The organism is Streptomyces sp. NPDC006235 (assembly GCF_040613735.1).
GTDB lineage: Bacteria > Actinomycetota > Actinomycetes > Streptomycetales > Streptomycetaceae > Streptomyces.
In genome coordinates, this window is record NZ_JBEXSR010000006.1 from 140,819 (window position 1) to 160,906 (window position 20,088).

The 20,088-nt window shown below is 72.7% G+C and carries 17 protein-coding genes; 5 read left to right on the forward strand and 12 right to left on the reverse strand.

The window, feature by feature from the left end:
* Positions 1 to 32 precede the first annotated feature (32 nt).
* The 7 genes from ABZ192_RS09935 to ABZ192_RS09965 all read right to left on the reverse strand — a co-directional run bounded on the left by ABZ192_RS09935 (position 33) and on the right by ABZ192_RS09965 (position 8,067).
* Positions 33 to 1,004 carry a BadF/BadG/BcrA/BcrD ATPase family protein gene (locus ABZ192_RS09935; protein ID WP_356924013.1) on the reverse strand — a complete coding sequence of 324 codons (972 nt, stop codon included), beginning with the start codon at positions 1,002 to 1,004 and terminating at the stop codon, positions 33 to 35.
* On the reverse strand, positions 995 to 2,260 hold the full coding sequence (locus ABZ192_RS09940) for a 6-phospho-beta-glucosidase (protein ID WP_356924014.1): 1,266 nt from the start codon (positions 2,258 to 2,260) through the stop codon (positions 995 to 997). Before ABZ192_RS09940 ends, ABZ192_RS09935 begins: the two co-directional genes overlap by 10 nt.
* Positions 2,261 to 2,266: 6 nt before the next feature.
* The gene (locus ABZ192_RS09945) at positions 2,267 to 3,160 is read right to left on the reverse strand and encodes a carbohydrate ABC transporter permease (RefSeq protein WP_356924015.1); all 894 of its coding nucleotides are present in this window, start codon (positions 3,158 to 3,160) and stop codon (positions 2,267 to 2,269) included.
* Positions 3,157 to 4,101, reverse strand: a complete 945-nt coding sequence (locus ABZ192_RS09950; protein ID WP_356924016.1) for a sugar ABC transporter permease — start codon at positions 4,099 to 4,101, stop codon at positions 3,157 to 3,159. The genes ABZ192_RS09945 and ABZ192_RS09950 overlap by 4 nt, the downstream gene beginning before the upstream one ends.
* A 3-nt stretch (positions 4,102 to 4,104) precedes the next feature.
* Complete coding sequence (locus ABZ192_RS09955) at positions 4,105 to 5,442, reverse strand: ABC transporter substrate-binding protein (RefSeq protein WP_356924017.1); 1,338 nt, start codon at positions 5,440 to 5,442, stop codon at positions 4,105 to 4,107.
* A gap of 56 nt (positions 5,443 to 5,498) precedes the next feature.
* Positions 5,499 to 6,710 (reverse strand): ROK family transcriptional regulator, encoded by a 1,212-nt coding sequence (locus ABZ192_RS09960; RefSeq protein WP_356924018.1) that lies wholly within the window; start codon positions 6,708 to 6,710, stop codon positions 5,499 to 5,501.
* A 253-nt stretch (positions 6,711 to 6,963) separates the two neighbouring features.
* A complete protein-coding gene (locus tag ABZ192_RS09965; protein ID WP_356924019.1) occupies positions 6,964 to 8,067 on the reverse strand; it encodes a mechanosensitive ion channel family protein in 1,104 nt (367 codons plus the stop codon).
* A gap of 313 nt (positions 8,068 to 8,380) precedes the next feature.
* Between ABZ192_RS09965 and ABZ192_RS09970 the strand changes: the two genes are divergently transcribed.
* Entirely contained in the window at positions 8,381 to 8,917 is a 537-nt protein-coding gene (locus ABZ192_RS09970; protein WP_010046718.1) for an HNH endonuclease, read from the forward strand.
* A 112-nt stretch (positions 8,918 to 9,029) separates the two neighbouring features.
* On the opposite strand, the gene ABZ192_RS09975 is transcribed toward ABZ192_RS09970, so the two are convergent.
* The 4 genes from ABZ192_RS09975 to ABZ192_RS09990 all read right to left on the reverse strand — a co-directional run bounded on the left by ABZ192_RS09975 (position 9,030) and on the right by ABZ192_RS09990 (position 14,659).
* Positions 9,030 to 10,385 carry an FtsX-like permease family protein gene (locus ABZ192_RS09975; RefSeq protein ID WP_356924020.1) on the reverse strand — a complete coding sequence of 452 codons (1,356 nt, stop codon included), beginning with the start codon at positions 10,383 to 10,385 and terminating at the stop codon, positions 9,030 to 9,032.
* 106 nt (positions 10,386 to 10,491) lie between these two features.
* A complete protein-coding gene (locus ABZ192_RS09980) occupies positions 10,492 to 11,178 on the reverse strand; it encodes an ABC transporter ATP-binding protein (protein ID WP_356924021.1) in 687 nt (228 codons plus the stop codon).
* Complete coding sequence (locus tag ABZ192_RS09985) at positions 11,175 to 11,708, reverse strand: PadR family transcriptional regulator (protein WP_356924022.1); 534 nt, start codon at positions 11,706 to 11,708, stop codon at positions 11,175 to 11,177. Before ABZ192_RS09985 ends, ABZ192_RS09980 begins: the two co-directional genes overlap by 4 nt.
* Before the next feature lie 83 nt (positions 11,709 to 11,791).
* A complete protein-coding gene (locus tag ABZ192_RS09990) occupies positions 11,792 to 14,659 on the reverse strand; it encodes a beta-N-acetylglucosaminidase domain-containing protein (RefSeq protein ID WP_356924023.1) in 2,868 nt (955 codons plus the stop codon).
* A 223-nt stretch (positions 14,660 to 14,882) separates the two neighbouring features.
* Here ABZ192_RS09990 and ABZ192_RS09995 point away from each other — a divergent pair, with 223 nt between their 5' ends.
* From ABZ192_RS09995 to ABZ192_RS10005, 3 genes are all read left to right on the forward strand, one after another.
* Positions 14,883 to 15,179: a hypothetical protein gene (locus ABZ192_RS09995; RefSeq protein ID WP_086560149.1), complete on the forward strand. Its 297-nt coding sequence runs from the start codon at positions 14,883 to 14,885 to the stop codon at positions 15,177 to 15,179.
* Positions 15,180 to 17,273, forward strand: a complete 2,094-nt coding sequence (malQ, locus tag ABZ192_RS10000) for a 4-alpha-glucanotransferase (RefSeq protein WP_356924024.1) — start codon at positions 15,180 to 15,182, stop codon at positions 17,271 to 17,273. It abuts the gene before it with no gap.
* 85 nt (positions 17,274 to 17,358) lie between these two features.
* Positions 17,359 to 17,658 (forward strand): hypothetical protein, encoded by a 300-nt coding sequence (locus ABZ192_RS10005; protein WP_356924025.1) that lies wholly within the window; start codon positions 17,359 to 17,361, stop codon positions 17,656 to 17,658.
* A gap of 160 nt (positions 17,659 to 17,818) precedes the next feature.
* Here ABZ192_RS10005 and ABZ192_RS10010 read toward each other — a convergent pair whose 3' ends face one another.
* On the reverse strand, positions 17,819 to 18,406 hold the full coding sequence (locus ABZ192_RS10010; protein WP_356924026.1) for a TetR family transcriptional regulator: 588 nt from the start codon (positions 18,404 to 18,406) through the stop codon (positions 17,819 to 17,821).
* Positions 18,407 to 18,606: 200 nt separating this feature from the next.
* Between ABZ192_RS10010 and ABZ192_RS10015 the strand changes: the two genes are divergently transcribed.
* A complete protein-coding gene (locus ABZ192_RS10015) occupies positions 18,607 to 20,049 on the forward strand; it encodes an FAD-dependent monooxygenase (RefSeq protein WP_356924027.1) in 1,443 nt (480 codons plus the stop codon).
* Positions 20,050 to 20,088: the final 39 nt, after the last annotated feature.

A 20,088-nucleotide genomic window follows, 5' to 3' on the forward strand; every position in this document is an offset into this window, starting at 1 on the left:
ACGGGCCTCTCTCAGGGCCCGTGCTACGCCCCTCACGCCCCGAAGTGCGCCCGCAACCGGTCCTGTGCCCCCTCCCCGGCGCCCACCCTGTCCAGCCCCAGCAGCGCCGCCCCGAGGACGGGGCCGGCCGTGACGACCTGCGGGGTCGCCTTGGGTGCCCTGGCGGACAGCTCCTCGGCGATCCTGCCGTTGAGCTGCGTGTGCTGGGCGGCCAGGACCCCGCCGCCCAGGAGGACGGGTGTCGGCTCGTCCAGCAGGTCCAGTCGGGTCAGGGCCACGATGGCCATCGCGACCACCTCGTCCGCCTGCCGTTCGACGATCGTGCGGGCGACCGGGTCGCCGTCCGCCGCCGTCGCGAAGAGGACCGGCGTCAGCTCGTGGCGACGGGACTCTTCCACGGCGCCCAGGTGCAGCGCCTCGATGAGGGCGTACATGGACGGCAGGCCGAAGTGGGCGGGGAGGGTACGGGCCAGGGCCGTGGGGCGCCCACGGCCGTCCTCCGCGCGTGCCGCGTGCCACAGGGCCTCCTCCGACAGGCCCCAGCCGCCGCCCCAGTCGCCGGAGACCCTGCCCAGTGCCGGGAAGCGGGCCGTACGGCCGTCGGGGCGCATGCCGACGCAGTTGATGCCCGCGCCGCAGACGACCGCGACACCCCGGGGTTCCGTCACACCGGCCCGGAGGATGGCGAAGGTGTCGTTGCGGACCGTCACCGTCCGGCCCCAGCCGCGCGCGTGCAGCGCGGCGGCCAACCGGTCCTCCTCGACCGGGAAGTCGGCGTTGGCGAGGCACGCCGAGACGTGGTCGACGGTGGTGAGTCCGGCGGTGGTCAGGGCCTGGGCGACCGTGTGGGTGAGCGTGGTCATCGCCGTGTCCAGGCCCACCGCGGGCGGGCGGAAGCCGCCGCCGCGTGCCGTGGACAGGACCTCTCCGGCCGCCGTCACGATCGCGACGTCCGTTTTGCTGTTGCCGGCGTCGATGGCGAGGACACGTGCGGTCAGGCCCACGCGAGGTGCTCCCGGTTGTGTGCGATCAGTCGGTCGGTGAGCGTCTCGGCGTACTCGTACTGGCCGATGAGGGGGTGGGAGAGGAGGGCCCGGAAGACGCGGGTCCGGCCGCCGTGCACAGCCGCCTCCAGGGCCAGGTCCTCGTAGGTCGTCACGTTCGCCATCAGGCCCGCGTAGAGGGGGTCCACGGACGGGACCGGGAGGGGGGAGGCGCCCTGCGGGCCCACCGCCGCCTGGACCTCGATCACCGCGTCGTCGGGGAGGAAGGGGAGCGTGCCCCGGTTGTACGTGTTCACCACCTGGTAGGGGCTGCCGCCACCGCCCAGGAGGGCCGCCGCCAGGTCCACCGCCGCCTCCGAGTAGTAGGCGCCGCCCCGCCTGGCGAGCAGGGCCGGCTTCTCGTCCAGGGACGGGTCGGCGTACAGGGTGAGCAGTTCGCGTTCCATGGCGGCCACCTCGGCCGCGCGGGAGGGCTTCGTTCCGAGTTCCCGTACGACCTCGTCGTGCGCGTAGTAGTAGCGCAGGTAGTACGACGGGACCACGCCCAGGCGGTCGAGGAGCGGGCGGGGCAGGCGCAGGTCCGCCGCGATCGTGTCGCCGTGGTCGGTCAGCAGTTCGGGCAGGACGTCCTCGCCCTCCGGGCCGCCGAGGCGTACTCCCGTTTCCCAGGTGAGGTGGTTGAGGCCCACGTGGTCCAGGTGGACTTCCGGGGGCTCGACGCCCAGCAGGCCGGCGAACTTGCGCTGGAGTCCGATCGCCACGTTGCACAGGCCCACCGCCTTGTGACCGGCCCGGAGCAGGGCGCGCGTGACGATGCCGACCGGGTTCGTGAAGTCGATGATCCAGGCGTCGGGGTTCGTACGGCGTACCCGGTCCGCGATGTCCAGGACCACCGGGACCGTGCGCAGGGCCTTCGCCAGGCCGCCGGCGCCGGTCGTCTCCTGGCCCACGCAGCCGCACTCCAGGGGCCAGGTCTCGTCCTGTTCCCGGGCCGCCTGGCCGCCGACGCGGAGCTGGAGCAGCACGGCGTCCGCCCCTTCGACGCCCGCGTCGAGATCGTCGGTCGTGACGATCCGGCCGTTGTGGCCCTGGCGTGCGAAGACGCGGCGGGCCAGTCCGCCCACCAGCTCCAGCCGCTCGGCCGCCGGGTCCACCAGGACCAGTTCCTCGACGGGAAGCGTGTCCCTCAGGCGTGCGAAGCCGTCGACGAGTTCCGGTGTGTAGGTCGAGCCTCCGCCGACCACGGTGAGTTTCATACGTGCTTAACCCTTCACTCCGGTGAGCGTGACGCCCTCGACGAATGCCTTCTGGGCGAAGAAGAACACGAGGATCACGGGGGCCATCACCAGCACGGTGGCGGCCATGGTGAGGTTCCAGTCGGTGTGGTGGGCGCCCTTGAACGACTCCAGGCCGTAGGAGAGGGTCCAGGCGCCCTGGTTCTCCGAGGCGTAGATCTGGGGTCCGAAGTAGTCGTTCCACGCGTAGAAGAACTGGAAGAGGGCCACTGCGGCGATGCCCGGTTTCGCCATCGGGAGGACGACCTTCAGGAGAGTGCGCAGGTCGCCGCAGCCGTCCACCTTGGCCGCGTCCAGGTACTCGTCGGGGATCGTGGTGAGGAACTGGCGCAGCAGGAAGATCGAGAACGCGTCGCCGAACGCCATGGGGATGATCAGCGGCCACAGCGTGCCGGACAGGTCCAGCTGCTTCGCCCAGAACAGGTACATCGGGATGATGATCACCTGGGGCGGCAGCATCATCATCGAGATGACCAGCATCAGGGCCAGGCTGCGGCCCCGGAAGCGGAACTTCGCGAGGGCGTAGGCCACCGGGATCGAGGAGACCACCGTGAGCGCCGTGCCCACGACCGCGTAGAACAGGGTGTTCCGCCACCAGGTGAGGAAGCCGGGGGTGTCGAAGACCCTGCGGTAGTTGTCCCATTCCCAGGTGTGCGGGATCAGGTCGCGGCTGAGCGCCTGGCTGTCGCTCATGAGCGAGGTGAGGACGACGAAGAGGAAGGGGAGGGTGAAGAACAGGGCCGCCGCGATGCCCAGGGAGTGGATCGCGATCCATTCCAGGAACGCCCTGCGATGGGCCGTGCGCTGCGCGGGGGAGGGCGGTGCCGTCAACTCCGCCGGCTTGTCGAGTAGTTGGGTCATCTTTCACCTGCCTGGATCAGACCGCCCTTGCGGCGCATCAGAAGTGCGGTGAAGGCCATGGAGAGGGCGAAGAGGACCAGGGCGACCACGCAGGCGGAGCCGTAGTCGAAGCGCTGGAAACCCAGGTTGTAGACGAGTTGGGGGAGGGTGAGGGTCGACTTGTCCGGGTAGCCGGGTTCGAACTGGGTGCCCGCGCCCTGGATCACGCCCGAGGCGACCTTTCCGGCGATCAACGGCTGTGTGTAGTACTGCATGGTCTGGATCACGCCGGTGACGACCGCGAACATGACGATCGGGGAGATGTTCGGGAGCGTGACGTACCGGAAGCGCTGCCAGGGTGTCGCGCCGTCCAGTTCGGCAGCCTCGTACTGCTCCTTCGGTACGTCCAGCAGCGCGGCCATGAAGATGACCATCAGGTCGCCGATGCCCCACAGGGCCAGCAGGGTGAGGGCCGGCTTCGACCAGGCGGGGTCGTTGAACCAGCCGGGGGCGGGGAGCCCGGTCTTCTCCAGGATCGAGTTGACCGGGCCCGTGCCGGGGTTGAGGAGGAAGGCGAAGGCCATGGTGGCCGCCACGGGCGGGGCCAGGTACGGCAGGTAGAAGAGGGTGCGGAAGACACCCGTCCCCGTCTTGGTCTTGGTGATCAGCAGGCCCACGCCCAGGCCGAAGGCGACCCGGAGCGTGACCATGATGACGACCAGCCACAGGGTGTTGCGCAGGGCGGGCCAGAAGAGCGGGTAGTGCTCGAAGACGTACGACCAGTTCTTCGTGCCCGCCCACACCGGCGGCTTGAAGCCGTCGTAGTGCATGAAGGAGAAGTAGACGGTCGAGAGCAGGGGGTAGGCGAAGAAGACCGAGAAGCCGATCAGCCAGGGGGAGAGGAAGACCAGGGTGCGCAGGGTCGAGCGGCGGTGTTTCGCCCGCAACGTGTAAGTGCTCATGGCCTACTTCGCCTGCGCGATGTCCGTGTCGATCTGCTGGGCCGTCTTCTTCAGACCGGCCTCGAGGTCGGTGGCCTTGCCGCTCTCGTAGTCGTAGCCGAACTCCTGGATGGTGGTGAGGTAGACACCGCCGTTGACGGAGGCGGGGGCCGTGGTGGAGTGCGGGTTCGCGGCGATCTCCAGGAACGTCTTGAAGCGCGGGTCGTACGTCAGCTTCGGGGACTTCAGCGCCGCGAGCGTCGACGGCACGTTGTGGATGGCGTTGGAGAAGTTCACCACCGCGTCCGTGTCGGTGGTCATGTACTTCACCAGCTCCCAGGCCGCGTTCTGCTTCGTGCTGGTCGCCGCGACACCGGCGATGGTGCCGGTGATGTAGCCCTTGCCGTACTGGTCGGCCTGGTCGTCGGGGACGGGCAGCGGGGCCACACCGATCTCGAACTTCGGCTTGGTCTCCAGGGCCATGCCCAGGCGCCACTCGCCGTCGAGCTGCATGGCGACCTGGCCGGTGTGGAAGGGGTGCTTGGGGCCCCACTCGTCGCCGAGCCCGGAGCGGTAGGTCTCCAGCTTCCGGTAGCCGCCGAGGGCGTCGACCAGCTTCTTCTGGACCGTGAAGGCCTTCGCGAAAGCCGGGTCCTTGGCGACGTTCGACTTGCCGTCCTTGTCGAAGTACGTCGGGGAGAACTGGCCGAGGTAGTGCTCGGTGGTGGTCTCCCAGCCGTGGTAGTTCGGCATGAAGCCGAGCTGCTGGTAGGAGTCGCCCTGGGGGATCGTCAGCTTCTCGGCGGTCTTCTCGAACTCGGACCAGGTCTTCGGCGGGCCGGTGATGCCCGCCTTCTCGAACGCCGTCTTGTTGTAGTAGAGGCCGTACGCGTCGCCGAGGAGCGGGACCGCGCAGCGGTTGCCCTCGAACTGGGTGTACTCGTTCATCGCCTTCGGGAAGGTCTTCTCCGGGTCGATGCCCGACTTCTCGAAGAACGGGTTCAGGTCCACCAGGGCACCGGAGGAGCAGAACCTCCCGACGCTGTTGGTGGTGAAGGACGAGATCACGTCCGGGGCCTTGCCGCCGCCGGTGCGCAGGGCCTGGTTGATCTTGTCGTCGGTCATGTTGCCGACGACGTTCACATGGATCTGGGGGTGCGTCTTCTCGAAGCCGGCGATCAGGTCCTTGACGGCCTTCACCTCGGAGGGCGCGCTCCAGGCGTGCCAGAAGTTGAGGGTCGTCTCCTTGGACGCGTCGTCGGAGGCGCCGGAGTCCGCCTGGCCCGTACAGGCCGTGGCGAGGAGGGCGATGGAGGCGCAAACGGCGAGGGCGATAGCCGCTTTTCTGGATGTTCCGGGCATGGCAGAGCTCCCTGAGGTACGGAGGAAGAAGGGAAATACCGGGGAGGGGGGTGGGATCAGCGGGAGGTGTCGAAGACCTCGTCGCGCGTGGTCGCGAGCGCGCTCTCCAGCGCGCCGCGCAGCACGGGGTGTTCACGGACGTCGCCCACGACCAGGCGTGGGCGGGACGCGGCCAGTTCCTCCAGCTCGGCCTGGACGAGGGCACGCAGCGTCTCGCCGCCGGAGGTGAGGGAGGCGCCGCTCAGCACGACGAGCTCGGGGTCGAGGACCGAGACCAGGGAGGCCAGACCGGTGGCGAGCCGGGTCGCGTAGGTCTGGAGGAGGCGGCGGTGCGGTTCGTCGTCGGTCTCCGCGGCCCGGGCCACCAGGTGTGCGGCGGCCTCGGCGTACGGGCCCGCGGGGATGTCCTCGATGCCGAGTTCGCGGGCCAGCCTCGGGACGGCCTGGGAACCGGCCAGCTCCTGGTAGCCGCCGCTGTTGGCCTTGGTGACCTGGCGGACCAGGGGCGTGCCCGGCACCGGCAGGAAGCCGACCTCGCCGGCGCCGCCGGTCCAGCCTCGGTGCAGCCGGCCGCCCAGGACCAGGGCGGCACCCAGGCCCTCCTGGTTCCACAGCAGCACGAAGTCCGTGTGGTCCCGGGCCGCGCCGAGGCGCTGTTCGGCGAGCGCGACCAGGTTGACGTCGTTCTCGTACTCGAACGGCATCGGCAGGGCGGCGGCGAGCTCGTCCAGCAGGGTGGGGGAGTGCCAGCCGGGGAGGTGGGAGGCGTAGCGCAGGCGGCCCGTGGTGGGGTCGAAGGCGCCGGGTGTGCCGATGACGAGGCGGTGGATGTCGCCCCGGGCGAGGCCCGCCGCCTTCACCGCGCCGTCCAGGGCGTCGGTGACCTGCTGGACGACCGGGATGCCGGTGCGCCTGCCGGGGGTGGGCAGTTCGTGGCGGCCGATCGTACGGCCGGTGATGTCGGCGACCGCGGCGAGGATCCGCTCGGGGGTGACGTCGAGTCCGGCGGCGTAACCGGCCGCCGGGTTGACCTCGTACAGCTGGGCGTTCGGGCCCGGCCGGCCTTCGGTGGTGCCGGTGGCCAGGACGAGGCCCGCGGCCTCCAGACGGGCCAGGAGCTGGGAGGCGGTCGGCTTCGACAGGCCGGTGAGCTTGCCGATCCGGGTGCGGGACAGCTGTCCGTGCTCCAGCAGCAGGTCGAGGGCGGCCCGGTCGTTCATGGCGCGCAGGACGCGCGGGGTGCCCGGCGTGCCGGCGGTTCCTGCCATGCGTGTCCACACCTGCCCTTCGGCTGCTCAGCTTCTCAGTGATCAGGCGGGGAAGTCCATCGGCCGACCTGCGGCTGATCACTGTTAGGAAAGTTTCCTATCGGTGGGGAGGAAGGTAAGCCCGGTGCCGCGCGGGCGTCAATAGGGGACGGTTCAGGCAACGCAGTCGTTACCTGGGCATGCGAAAAGGGCGGCACCCGGAAAGCCCGGGTGCCGCCCTGCGGCGACCGTCCGACCGCCCTCTCCGGGTCGGTTACTTCGTCGTGCTCGTCGGCGGTGCGACAGGCGTGAGCGGGGACGCCGCCGCCGACTGCGGGGACGCCGAGTTCGCGTACACCGACGGGGGCGCCATCCCCGCCGTCGGGTCGGCGGGCGTCTCCTCGGCCGTGGCCGTGGCGCCGCCGACGATGCGGATGCCCGCCGCGTCGAACGCCCGCTTGATGCGCCAGCGCAGCTCGCGCTCCACGGTCAGGGACTTGCCGGGCATGGTCTTGGCGGAGACGCGCACGACCATGGAGTCCAGCAGGACGCTGTCCAGGCCGAGGACCTCGATCGGGCCCCACAGCAGCTCGTTCCAGGGCTCCTCGGCGCTCATCTTCTCGGCGACCTCGTCCAGGGTGGCCTTGACCTTGTCCAGGTCCTCGCCCGCGTGCACCGTGACGTCGACGTTGGCCGTCGCCCAGCCCTGCGAGAGGTTGCCGATGCGCTTGACCTCGCCGTTGCGGACGTACCAGATCTCGCCGCCGTCGCCGCGCAGCTTCGTCACGCGCAGGCCCACCTCGATCACTTCGCCGGAGGCGACGCCCGCGTCGATCGTGTCGCCGACGCCGTACTGGTCCTCCAGGATCATGAAGACGCCCGAGAGGAAGTCCGTGACCAGGTTGCGGGCGCCGAAACCGATCGCCACACCGGCCACACCGGCCGAGGCCAGCAGCGGGGCCAGGTTGATCTGGAAGGTGCCCAGGACCATCAGCGCGGCCGTGCCCATGATCAGGAAGGAGGTCACCGAACGCAGCACGGAGCCGATCGCCTGCGAGCGCTGGCGACGGCGCTCGACGTTGACCAGCAGCCCGCCGAGCCCGGAGCCGTCCACGGACTGGCCGGTCCGGTTCATGCGGTCTATCAGCTTGGTGATCGCACGCCGGACGACGACCCTCAGCACCGCCGCTATCACCACGATGAGCAGGACCCGCAGGCCGATCGCGAGCCACGTCGACCAGTTCTGCTCGACCCAGCCGGCGGCGTTCGTCGCCTTCTCCTGAGCGTCCTGGAGGGAGGGCACTCTCGGGGTCTCCGTATCCGAGGGGGTCGGCGACGGCGACGGGCCGGCGGCGAGCAGGACAGCGGACAGGGACACGGCAGGTACCTCCAAGTACAGCGGTCCGCCCCGGTGCGGTGGTTCAAGGGGGTCAAGGTCACGACTGGGTCACCGAAGGGGCAGAACCACCACACTAACGGGGCATTGTGTGTGCTCCCGCAGGATGTGTGAAGGAGAGACCGTGCTCACCTGGGCTTGAACAGGCCATGATCCTGGGGATGAATGAGATGTGGTCGAAAACACTCCCAGCCCGTTACGGGGACATGGTGGCGCTTTCACCAGGCATGAGGGGAGACTGACTACGAATCGTCCCGGCGCGAGCCACGCGCCGCCGGCGTCCAAGGAGGCATCCGTGCCGCATGTCCTGGTCCTCAACGCGTCGTACGAGCCGCTAGGTGTCGTACCGCTCCGCCGCGCGCTCGTCCTCGTCCTCGAGAACAAGGCCGTCTGCCTCGAGGAGTCCGGCGCCTATCTGCACAGCGCGACCGTCACAGTCCCCGCACCCAGCGTGGTCCGGCTCAAGCGATTCGTCCGGGTCCCTTATCGGGGGCCCGTTCCACTGACCCGCCGGGCGCTGTTCGCCCGTGACGGGGGCCGGTGCATGTACTGCGGTGGCGTCGCAACCAGCGTCGACCACGTCATCCCGCGCAGCCGCGGGGGCAAGCACGTCTGGGACAACGTGGTGGCGTCCTGCCGCCGCTGCAACCACGTGAAGGCCGACCGTCACCTCTTCGAGATCGGCTGGCGGCTGCGCCACAAACCCGCTCCGCCCTCCGGCCTGGCCTGGCGCATCATCGGGACCGGCCATAGGGACCCGCGCTGGCTGCCGTACTTGCAGCCGTACGGCGCGGACGACGCCTTGGCCCGGATCGACGGCATTTCCGCCTGACGAGGATCCGGGCCTTCGTATTGCCGCGCGCCGTTCGCAGGGCCGCGTGCGGCCGGCCGACCGGCCCGGTGAACCCCCGTTCCCTCGGGCCGGCCCGCCGTGTGGAGGGTGTCTACGCGTACCGCAGCTCCCCCGGGTGTACCGAGCGGCGCAACAGGGGCAGTGACGTGGCCGCGGCCAGCAGGCAGGCGGCGTAGACGGCGACGGGCGCCAGGGCGATCGCCCAGGGCGCCGGACGGCCGGAGAGCACGGCGTACCCGGTGCCGATGGTCATCCCGCCCAGGCCCGAGAGCAGCACGGCGGGGGCGAGTGGCAGTGCGGTCTCCAGCAGCAGGGCCCGGCCGAGCACCGTGCGCGGCACCCCGGCGGCGGCCTGCGCGGCCAGACCCCGGCGGCGGGTGGCCAGGGACTCGGCGGTGCCGACGGCGAGGCCGGAGAGGGTGATCGCGAAGGCGACGACGATGGCGGCGCCGGTGAGGTCGAGGCCGGTGGTGTAGTAGTCCGCGCGCTCGACGAGGTGCCGCGTGCTGTGCACCTCGTCGCTCAGCACCTGCCGGATGCCGAGGAAGCCGGTGCCCACGACCGTGACCAGCAGCACCGCCGCATGCGTGCGGGCGGCCGACCAGGGGTCGTCGCGCAGCCGTTCCGCCGCGATCAGCGTCGCCGCCGACCGGGCCCGGGGCGCGAGGACGCGCCCGGTCGCCTTCGCGGTGGCCCCCGAGAGCCATACCGCGCCCGCGCCGACCACGAGGACCACGCCCATCATCGTCAGCGGCACCCTGCCGTTCGGCCGGTTGGGGGCGGCCGTGGACGTGGTGGCCACGGTCAGCAGCGCCAGCACCGCGACGAGCAGGATCCCGCCCAGGAACAGCAGCCCGGGCCCCCGTCCGCTGCGCGGCCCGACCCGGCGGACCCAGCCGAGCGGGGAGGCCACGACCCGGCGCAGCGCCAGTGCGCCCGCCGTCGCGCCCAGCACCGGTACGGCGACGGCGACCAGGGCGATCCCCACCCAGGCCAGGACGGTCGGCCGGTCCCACTGGCGCAGCAGGACCAGCAGCGACGGGACGGTCGCGGCCGCCGAGCCCAGCAGACAGGCCAGGCCGGTCTCCAGCGCGGCGATCCGCCGGACCTGCCAGGACGTCGCCCCGGCCAGCCGCAGCCCGGCCAGCCGCCGGTCGCGGTGCACGGCGCCGATCCGGGCGCACTGGCCGAGGAACCCCAGCACGGGCACGAGCAGGAGCAGCAGGCCGACGATCACGCCGGACCGCGTGCCGGGCTCGTCCAGCAGGCCCGCGGCGACGGGCACCTGGTGGCCACCCCGCAGGGAGGCCAGGGCGACGGCGGCCAGCGCGAACCCCGTCGCGAGCGCGGCGCCCGTCACCGTCAGCGCGACCCGCCACCACTCGCCTCGGTCGGAACCGCGGGTGAGTTCCCAGGCCAGACGCAGATCGGAACGCAGGGATGTCATGCCGTCGCCTCCGGGCGGTGGTCGGTACCGCGGGTCGGTCGCATGGACTCGGATGCCCGACGGGCGGAGCCGGGTCGCGGCTCCCGGGGCAGGCGCACGCAGGTCCTCACGCCGTCACCCCCAGCGGCGTCACGGCGCCGTCCCGCAGCTGGACCTCCCGGTCCGCGTACGCCGCCACCTGGGCGTCGTGCGTGATCAGCAGGACCGCCGTGCCCGACTCGCGGGCCGTGTGGACCAGGGCCGTCATGACCTGCTCGCCGGCGAGCGAGTCCAGGGCCCCCGTCGGCTCGTCGGCGAAGACCACCCTCGGGCCCGTGACCAGGGCCCGGGCCAGCGCGGTCCGCTGGGCCTGGCCGCCGCTCATCTCGCCCGGCCGCAGGTCCTGCTGCCCGCGCACGCCGAACCGCTCCAGCCACTCACCGGCCAGGGCCCGGGCCCGGGCGCGGCCGGTGCCGGCCAGCAGCAGCGGCAGGGCGACGTTGTCCAGGGCCGTCAGCTCGGGGATGAGCTGCCCGAACTGGAACACCACGCCGAACTCGGTCCGCCGCAGCACGCTCAGGCGCTTCTCGGGCAGGTCCGCCAGCCGCCGGCCGTCGTACGTCACCGAGCCCTCGTCGGGCCGGACGATCCCGGCCAGGCAGTGCAGCAGCGTCGACTTCCCGCTGCCGCTCGCGCCGGTCACGGCGAGGATCTCGCCGCCGTGCAGATCGACCGAGGCGCCGCGCAGCGCGGGTGTCCTGCCGTGTGTTTTGGTCAGGCCACTCGCCGAGAGAAGGGGCACGGGTCTGCTCATGCTGCGTCGACCTCCGCGGTCAGGGTGGTGAGCCGGGCCGCCGTGGTGCTCATCCAGCGGAGGTCGGCGTCGAGGTGGTTGAGGGCGTAGTCCGCCGAGAGCACGGTCGCCAGGTCCGCGCCCTTCGCGGCCTTGAGGGCCGTGAGCTCCCGCATCCGCTCCATGTGGGCGGCGCGCTGGGCGCTCAGGTACGCGGCCGGGTCGCCGCCCGAGAGGATCGCGACCACGACCTTGGCGAAGATCTCGTTCGCCACGAAGGGCGCGGGCGGCGTGATCTGCCCGGCCCAGCGGGACAGTTCGCGCGCCCCCTCGTCCGTGGCGCGGTACGTGGTCCGCTCCGGGCCGCCGTCCGAGTCGGTGCCCTCGATCTCGGCGAGGCCGTCCCGGACGAGGCGCTGGAGCGTCGTGTAGACCTGCCCGTAGGCCAGCGGGCGGGCCTGCGGGAAGCGTTCGTCGTGGCGTCGCTTGAGGTCGTAGCCATGGCTCGGCCCCGTGGCGAGCAGGCCCAGCAGGATGTGGCGGGTGCTCATGCCGATCATTATGTACTCAGTACATGTACTGAGTGAATAGTTGGCGACGGCCCAATTTCCCGGCCCGGGGCCGAGGGGTGGGTTCAGTCCGTGACGGCGTACGCCTCCACCGACCACAGCGAGTACCCGTACGGCGTCGCCCGCTTCTCGCCCTGCACCCGTACGAAGCGCACGTCGCGCTCGTCCATGCGGACGCTCTCCCGGCCGCCCCTGCCGTCCCGTACCGCCGCCGCCGTGCGCCAGCGGCGGCCGTCCGGCGACACCTGGACGCGGTACGCCGAGGGGTGGGCGTCCTGCCAGCGCAGCACGACCCGGCCGAGCCGCGCCGGGCGCGGCAGCTCGACCTGCCACCAGGCGCCGTCGTCGGCCGGCGACGACCAGCGGGTGTCCGGGTCGCCGTCGTTCGCCGCCGACGCGGGGAAGTCGGGCGTCTCGTCGCCCGAGGAGCGTGCCGTGCCGGTGCGGGCCAGGTCGGGTCCGCCGGTGGGCGGGAACGCCCGGACGGTGAGGGTGCGGGTCGCGCCCGCGAACCCCAGCCGGATGTCGTAGGACCGCTTCGGCGCGCCGCGCTCCACGGTCACCTCGACGGGGACCTCCACCTTCGTGCCGCGCGGCACGGACAGTTCGGACCGGGGCACCCGGACTCGTACGCCCTCCGGGGCCTCGACGGTGAGCCTGCCGCGGGCGTCGGCCGGGCGCAGCGAGCTCAGTCCGGCCGTCAGCCGCCGCGTCCTGCCGGTCTCGGCGTCCACCCGGTCCCGCGTCAGCTCCAGGGAGGTGGCGGGGGAGTCCGCGAACCACGGCACCATGTGGCGTACGCGGGACGGGGCGGGACCGGTGACCCGTACGGCGTCCACGCGCTGTCCGGCCCGTACCTCGGTCGCGCCCGAAGCGGCCAGCCGGCCGGCCCGCTGCCAGCCCCGGCCCGGCACGTGCACCTCGACGTCCCCCTCGGTGCCCGGGTCGGTGAGGGCCGTCACGGCCGTGAGGGACCGGGGGCCGGGGAAGCGCAGGGTGCGGCCGTCGCCCGGGTCGCCGGGGCTCGGGGGCGGCTCGTGGTCGATGCCCGACCAGGCCGCGTACGCCTTCTGCGCCCGCCGCAGGAAGGCGTCCAGGACGTCCGTGCCGACCTTGACCGGTGCCGGCTCCAGCCGGTCCCGCAGCGCGCCGAGCCTGCGGTACGCCGTCCAGGCCGCCGCCGCGTCCCCGGCGCGCTGCGCGTCCAGCATGTCGAGCGCGGCCGTGCCCGCCTCGCCGTAGCGGGCCAGCTGCCGCGACCAGGGGGCGACCTCCGGGGCGAGGGCGGTGCCCGTCAGCCGCCGGGGCAGCTCGCGCAGCACCGTGAACGCCTCGCGCAGCCGCCGCGCGGCGTCGTCGCCGGTGGTGGTGCCGGTGCCACCGGCTGTGCGGGCCCGCCAGTACGCCTCGGTCAGCGGGCGCAGGTACGCCGACTCCTCCTCGCCGAGGACCGACGAGGCGTCGTTCCCGGCGAGCGCGGTCAGGGCCTCCTCGCGGCGCCGGTCCCCGCCCGCCAGGTCGGCGATCGCGGCACGCCAGGACTCACCGGGGCGGTAGGCCCGCGGGTTCCAGGCGTAGTCGGCGGCGGTGAACAGCGGGATGCGGGACGCCTCGGGCTGCTGCATCGCGTTGGCGAGCAGGGCCGCCGAACCGGTGGCGACGGCCGGCTCGCGGCCCCGGTAGGGGCCCAGGAAGAGACGGCCGGGCTCGTAGTCGTTGACCGGGTAGTTGTCCATCGTGACCAGCGGATGCCGGAACGCCTCCCGGGCGTCGGCCAGTTCACCGCCGGTGATGGTGCGCGGCACCACCCCGACGCCCGTCCACGCCACCTCGACACCCGGGTCCAGCGTGCCGGCCAGGGCCCGCCGGTAGTCGGTCGTGCCGTCCTCGTAGTACTCGGTCGGCATCAGCGACAGACCGGCGGCGCCGGGGTGCCGTTCCGCCAGGTGCCGGGCCACCGCGTTCGCCACCCGGGCCTGCGCCCGCGCGGCCGCCCGCGGGCCGGACCCGAACCGGTCGGCGTCCGCGTCGCAGTGCCACTCGCTGTAGCTGACGTCCTGGAACTGGAGCTGGAAGGCCCTGAAGCCCAGCGCCCACATCGAGTCGAGCTTGCGGGTCAGCGCCCGCACGTCGGAGTCCGACGCGAAGCACATCGCCTGGCCCGGGGCCACCGCCCAGCCGAGCGTGACGTGGTTGCGGCGCGCCCGCTCGGCCAGCTCCCGGAACCCGGCGCGCTGCTCCGTCGGGTACGGCTCACGCCAGCGCGCCTGCCGGTACAGGTCGTCACCCGGGGCGTACAGGTAGCGGTTCTGCTTGGTGCGCCCCAAGAAGTCGAGCTGCTCCAGCCGCTGCCGGTGCGTCCACGCGGTGCCGTAGAAACCCTCGGTGATGCCGCGCACGGCGGTGCCGGGCCAGTCACGTACGACGGCGGCGGTGATCGTGCCGTCGGGACGCACGAGTTGCCGCAGCGTCTGCACCGCGTGGAACACGCCGTCGTCGCCGGTGCCGGTGAGCAGGACGCCGTCCCCGCCCACGGACAGCTCGTATCCCCCGGCCGGGAGGGCGTGGCGGTCGCCCCGGCGGACGGGCTCCGTGCCCACCCGCACGACCAGCGCCCCGGGCCGGGCGGAGTCGGTGATGCGACGGGCCCCGGCCTGCCGCAGCAGCGCGCGCAGGGTGTCGAGGGCGTACCCGTCCGCCGACGGGCCGGTGATCAGGGCGACCTCGTCGGTGACCGCGACCGGTGCGCCGTTCGCGCGCAGGTACTGGGGGCGCGGCCAGACGGAGAGGTCCGGCCCGGCGGTGTCGGAGGCGGGTGTCGCGGCCCGGTCCGGGACCGGCGGGGCCGCCACCGCGGCGGGCACCGAGCCGAGGGTTCCGGCGACGACGGCGACGGCGAGAGCCACCGCCCGCTTCCCACGCCGCAGTCCCACAGGCCCCCTCCAGGTGTGTTCGACCGGGAGGACGAGCCCACCACCCGCCCGGTGAAGGTGTCAACGAGAGTGGCCGTTATCGCTGGATTGCCGGAATCTGGAAGGAGTGGAGGGCAGTGGAATGTGAGCAGAAGCACGATGTCCGGCCTGGGGTGTCTGCCTTCGCGTCGACTGGGTAGGGCTGCGATAACCGTTGAACGCCGTACCCGACAAGGAGGCCCCCGTGGCTGCGATGACTTTCCTTCCGCTCCCCGCCCAGTCCAAACCCGTGGCGGACCCGTCCAAACCCGTGGCGGACACGTCCGCCGACCTCGACCCCCACTATGACGATCCCCGCTACGAAGACCCCCACTACTGCGTCTTCAGCTCCGAGAACACCTGCGCCGAGCCCCCGCTGACCAGCGAGACGCCGCTGCCCGACGCCGAGCCCCTCACCAGCGAGCCGCCGCTCGCCGAATCCGCCCCCCTCACCAGCGAACCCTCCGCCTTCACCTTCGTCCCGGACTTCTCGAGGTCGTAGATGACCGAACCCCGGCCGGCCGAACCGCCTTCCGAGGACCTGTCCCGCCTCGCCGAACTGCACGGCGTCGCCACCTCGTACAGCCCGTCCCCGGACCGTACGGTCGCGGCCTCGGCCGCCGCGGTCACCCTCACCCTGGCCGCTCTTGGCGTGGACGCGAGCACGCCCGGCGCAGTCCGCGCCGCGCTCGCCGCCCGGGAGCGGGAACGGGACACCAGGCTGCTGCCGCCCACGGTGGTCGGCTGGGGCACCGGCCCCCCGGCCGCCCTGGCAGCGCTCCCCGACGGAAGCCGGCTGCTCATCGAGACCGAGCAGGGCGAGACCCGCGCCTCGGCCGAACACCTCCCGCCCGGGGTCCACCGGCTGACCGCCACCGTCCCCGACGGCCGCACGGCCACCGCCCACCTGGTCGTCGCCCCGGCCCGGCTGCCCACCCCCACCGGGCGCTCCCACGGACTCCTCGTCCAGCTCTACTCCCTGCTGTCCCGCCGTTCCTGGGGCATGGGCGACCTGGGCGACCTCGCCGAGCTGGCCGGCTGGGCCGGGCGGTCGCTCGGCGGCGGATTCGTCCAGGTCAACCCGCTGCACGCGGCCGTGCCCGGCGCCCCCACCGACCCCTCCCCGTACCGGCCCTCCTCCCGCCGCTTCCCCGACCCGGTGCACCTGCGCATCGAGGACGTCCCCGAATACGCGTACGTCGAGGACCGCGAGCGGCTGCGCGCCCTGCTGGAGCGCTCGGGCCGGCTGCGCGAAGCCGTGCTGGACAAGGGCGCGCTGATCGACCGGGACGCCGTGTGGGAGCTCAAGCGGGAGGCGCTCGAGCTGCTGTGCGCGGTGCCGCTCGGCCCCGGCAGACGCGCCGCCTACTGCGACTTCCTCGCCGAGCAGGGCCAGGCCCTGGAGGACCACGCCACCTGGTGCGCGCTCGCCGAGGTGCACGGCTCGGACTGGCACCGCTGGCCGACCGGCCTGCGCGACCCGCGCTCGGCCGAGACCGCCCGGGCCCGCACCGGCCTGATGGACCGGGTGGACTTCTGGTCCCGGCTCGCCTGGCTCACCGACACCCAGCTGACCGCAGCCCAGCGCGCAGGACGCGAGGCCGGGATGCCGGTCGGGATCGTGCACGACCTCGCGGTCGGCGTCCACCCCGGCGGCGCCGACGCCTGGGCCCAGCAGGACTACTTCGCCGCCGGCATGTCGGTGGGCGCCCCGCCGGACGCCTTCAACGCCCGCGGCCAGGACTGGGGCCTGCCGCCCTGGCGCCCCGACCGCCTGGCCGAGTCGGGCTACGCCCCCTTCCGCGAGCTGCTGCGCGCCCTGTTCCGCTACGCCGGAGCCCTGCGCATCGACCACGTCATGGGCCTGTTCCGCCTGTGGTGGGTACCGCTGGGCCACCCGCCCACGGAGGGCACGTACGTCCGCTACGACGCCGAGGCCATGCTCGCCGTCCTCGTCCTGGAGGCCTCCCGGGCCGGGGCGCTGGTCATCGGTGAGGACCTGGGCACCGTCGAACCGGGCGTGCGCGAGGCGCTGCGCGAGCGCGGAGTGCTCGGCACGTCCGTGCTGTGGTTCGAACGCGACTGGGAGGGCGACGGCCGCCCGCTGCCCCCCGACCGCTGGCGCGCCGACTGCCTGGCCACCGCCACCACCCACGACCTGCCCTCCACGGCCGCCCGCCTCACCGGCGAGCACGTCGAACTCCGCGACCGCCTGGGCCTGCTGGCCCGCCCCCTGGAGCAGGAGCGCGCCGAGGCCGCCGCCGACACCGCCGAGTGGCTGGCCCTGCTCACCGAGCTCGGCCTGCTGAACGGTACGGGCGGCACCGACACCTCCTCGGAGGAGGCCGAGATCCAGGCCGTCCACCGTTTCCTGCTGCGCACCCCGGCCCGCATGGTCGGCGTCTGGCTCCCGGACGGGGTGGGCGACCGCCGCCCGCAGAACCTCCCGGGGACGTGGGACCAGTACCCGAACTGGCGGCTGCCGATCGCGGACGCGGAGGGACGTCCCGTGACCTTGGAGGATCTGGCCGCCTCGCCCCGGCTGCACGCCCTCATCGAGGTACTGCGGCAGCCGGCCGACGGGTCGGGCGGCTGAGGACGGATCCTGCGGCACCTGTTGCCGCGCCTCTTACGGCACCCCGGGCGCGCGGCCCCGACCGGCGTTGGATACTTTTGGCACCGTGGACAAGAAGAACGCCCTGCGCGCCGGCGCCCTGGCCGCCGGTACGACGCTGATGATGCTGCTCATGTCGTCGCCCGCCTCCGCGCTCACGCGCGACGACGGTGACGACCCCGGCCCGGGCCTGAGCGTCATCGAGACGCTGGGCCTCTTCGTCGTGGCCCCGATCGCGCTGTACCTGGTCATCCACGCTCTGGTGATGATCAGCGACAAGTCGCACAAGAAGAAGGACCCGACCAGCTCCAACATCACGACCAAGGCTGAGGGCGAGGCCGGCAGCAAGGCCGACGCCAAGGCCTGACCGGGGCTCGTTCGCGAAGGCCTGGCGAGGGCTCCTTCCGAGGCCGCCGCGCACGTCTTCCGAGGGCGCCGTCCCCGTCGTACGTACGCCGCGCATGCGGCCGTACGGCGACCGGGGCGGCGCCCTCGGCTTTTTCCGACGGCCGCGAGCCGGCCGGGAGTCAGGGATTCGGTGCCGTCAGATAGCGCTGCACCGTCGGTGCCAGCCACGCCACGATCTCCTGGCGGCTGAGCGCCACGGCGGGCGGGAGGCGCAGCACATACCGGGCGAGCGCCATCCCGAGCAGCTGCGTGGAGGTGAGCGCGGCCCGCGCCGGGACCTGCTCGGGGTCCGGGCACACCTGGCGGGCGACCGGGAGCAGCTGGTCCTGGAAGATGCCCTGCATGCGCTCGGCCCCGGCCTGGTTGGTGGCACCGACCCTCAGCAGGGCCGTGAGGACCTCGTTCTCCTCCCACATGGCGAGGAAGTGGGTCACGAGGGCGGACCCGACCTCCTCCCGGGGCAGCGGGTCCAGGTCGGGCAGCTTCAGATCGACGGCGACGGCGGCCGCGAACAGGCCCTCCTTGCTGCCGTAGTACCGCATCACCATGGACGGGTCGATGCCCGCGTCCCGCGCGATGGTGCGGATGGTGGCGCGCTCGTAGCCGTCGGCGGCGAAACGCTCGCGGGCGGCGTCGAGGATGGCGGCGCGGGTGGTGTCCGAGCGTCTGGAGGGGGCGGTGGGAGCGGCGGGCTTGTGGTCGGGCATGCCGACGAGCGTATGCCAACACCTGTAGGCCAACAAGCGTTGACGGAGTTCGTGTGCGGCTCTACGTTGGTCAACGACCGTTGGTCAACGTGTGTTGGCAAACGCCTGTGGGTCAACGTGTGTTGGCAAACGCGTGCTGGCAGACGCGTGTTGGGCCAACGGTCGTCGCCCCACACGTGTTGGCCTACAGGGAGGCCCTGATGAGCGACACCACCCGTACCGTGATCGTCGTCGGTTCCGGCCCCACCGGCCTTCTCCTGGCCGGCGACCTGGCCACCGCCGGCATCCCCGTCACCGTCGTCGAGAAGCGCCCGCACCAGATCAGCAACCTCTCCCGCGCGTTCGTCCTGCACGCTCGCACGCTGGAGCAGCTGGACGCCCGAGGGCTGGCCGAGGAGCTGGAGGCGGTGGGCCGGCGGCTCGGCCGGTTCCGCCTCTACGGCCGCCTCAGCCTCGACCTCTCCACGCTTCCCTCCCGCTTCAACCACCTCCTCGTCCTGCCGCAGTACGAGGTGGAGAAGGCCCTGGAGCGGCGGGCGCGGCAGGCCGGTGCCGAGTTCCGGTACGAGACCGAGGTGACCGGGCTGACGCAGGACGCGCACGGCGTGACGGTCGAGGTCCGCGGGTCCGGCGGCGGCCGGGAGGCGCTGCGCGCGGCGTACGTCGTCGGCGCCGACGGGATGCGCAGCACGGTGCGGAACGCGGTCGGGCTGCCGTTCCCCGGCCGTTCGGTGATCCGCTCCGTCATGCTCGCGGACGTACGGGTGACCGAGGAGCCCGGGGAGCTGCTCACCTTCGAGGCCGTCGGCGACGCCTTCGCCTTCCTCGTCCCCTTCGGCGACGGTTACCACCGCGTCGTCTGCTGGGACCGCGGCCGGGAGCGCCCCGACGACGCGCCGGTCGGACTCGACGAGATCCGGGAGACCACCCGGCGCGCCCTCGGCCGTGACTTCGGTATGCACGACCCCCGCTGGATGTCCCGCTTCCACAGCGACGAGCGGCAGGCGCCCGCCTACCGGGTCGGCCGGGTCTTCCTCGCCGGGGACGCCGCGCACGTCCACACCCCGGCCGGCGCCCAGGGCATGAACACCGGCCTCCAGGACGCGGCCAACCTGAGCTGGAAGCTGGCCGCCGTCGTCAAAGGCCACGCGGCTGAGGCGCTCCTCGACACCTACCAGGCCGAACGGCACCCCATCGGCAGGTCGGTGCTGCGCAGCAGCGGCGGTATCGTGCGCGCCGCGATGGCCGGGCGGCCCTGGTCGATCGCCCTGCGCACCGCCTTCGCCGCCTTCCTCGACACCGTAGGCCCGGCCCGCCGCAAGGCGCTCGGCCAGGTCACCGGCATCGGCTACCGCTATCCCGCTCCCCGCGGCTCCCACCGCTTCACCGGCCACCGCGTGCCGGACGTCGCCCTGGCCGGCGGCGGTCGCCTCCACGAGGCGATGCGGGGCGGCCGGTTCGTGCTGATCACACCGGAGCCGTACCAGGCCGGGGCCGGCCGCGAGGACCGGCTGGCCGTGGAGCGCTGGGCGAGCGACCGCCGTACGACCGTGCTGGTGCGGCCCGACGGGTATGCGGCGTGGGCGGCCCATGCGGCGGACGCGCGGGCGATCGAGGCGGCCGTGACCGCCCACGTGGGGTAGCGCCTCGACGGGCCGGCGCCACCGCAGGGACAGGCGGCG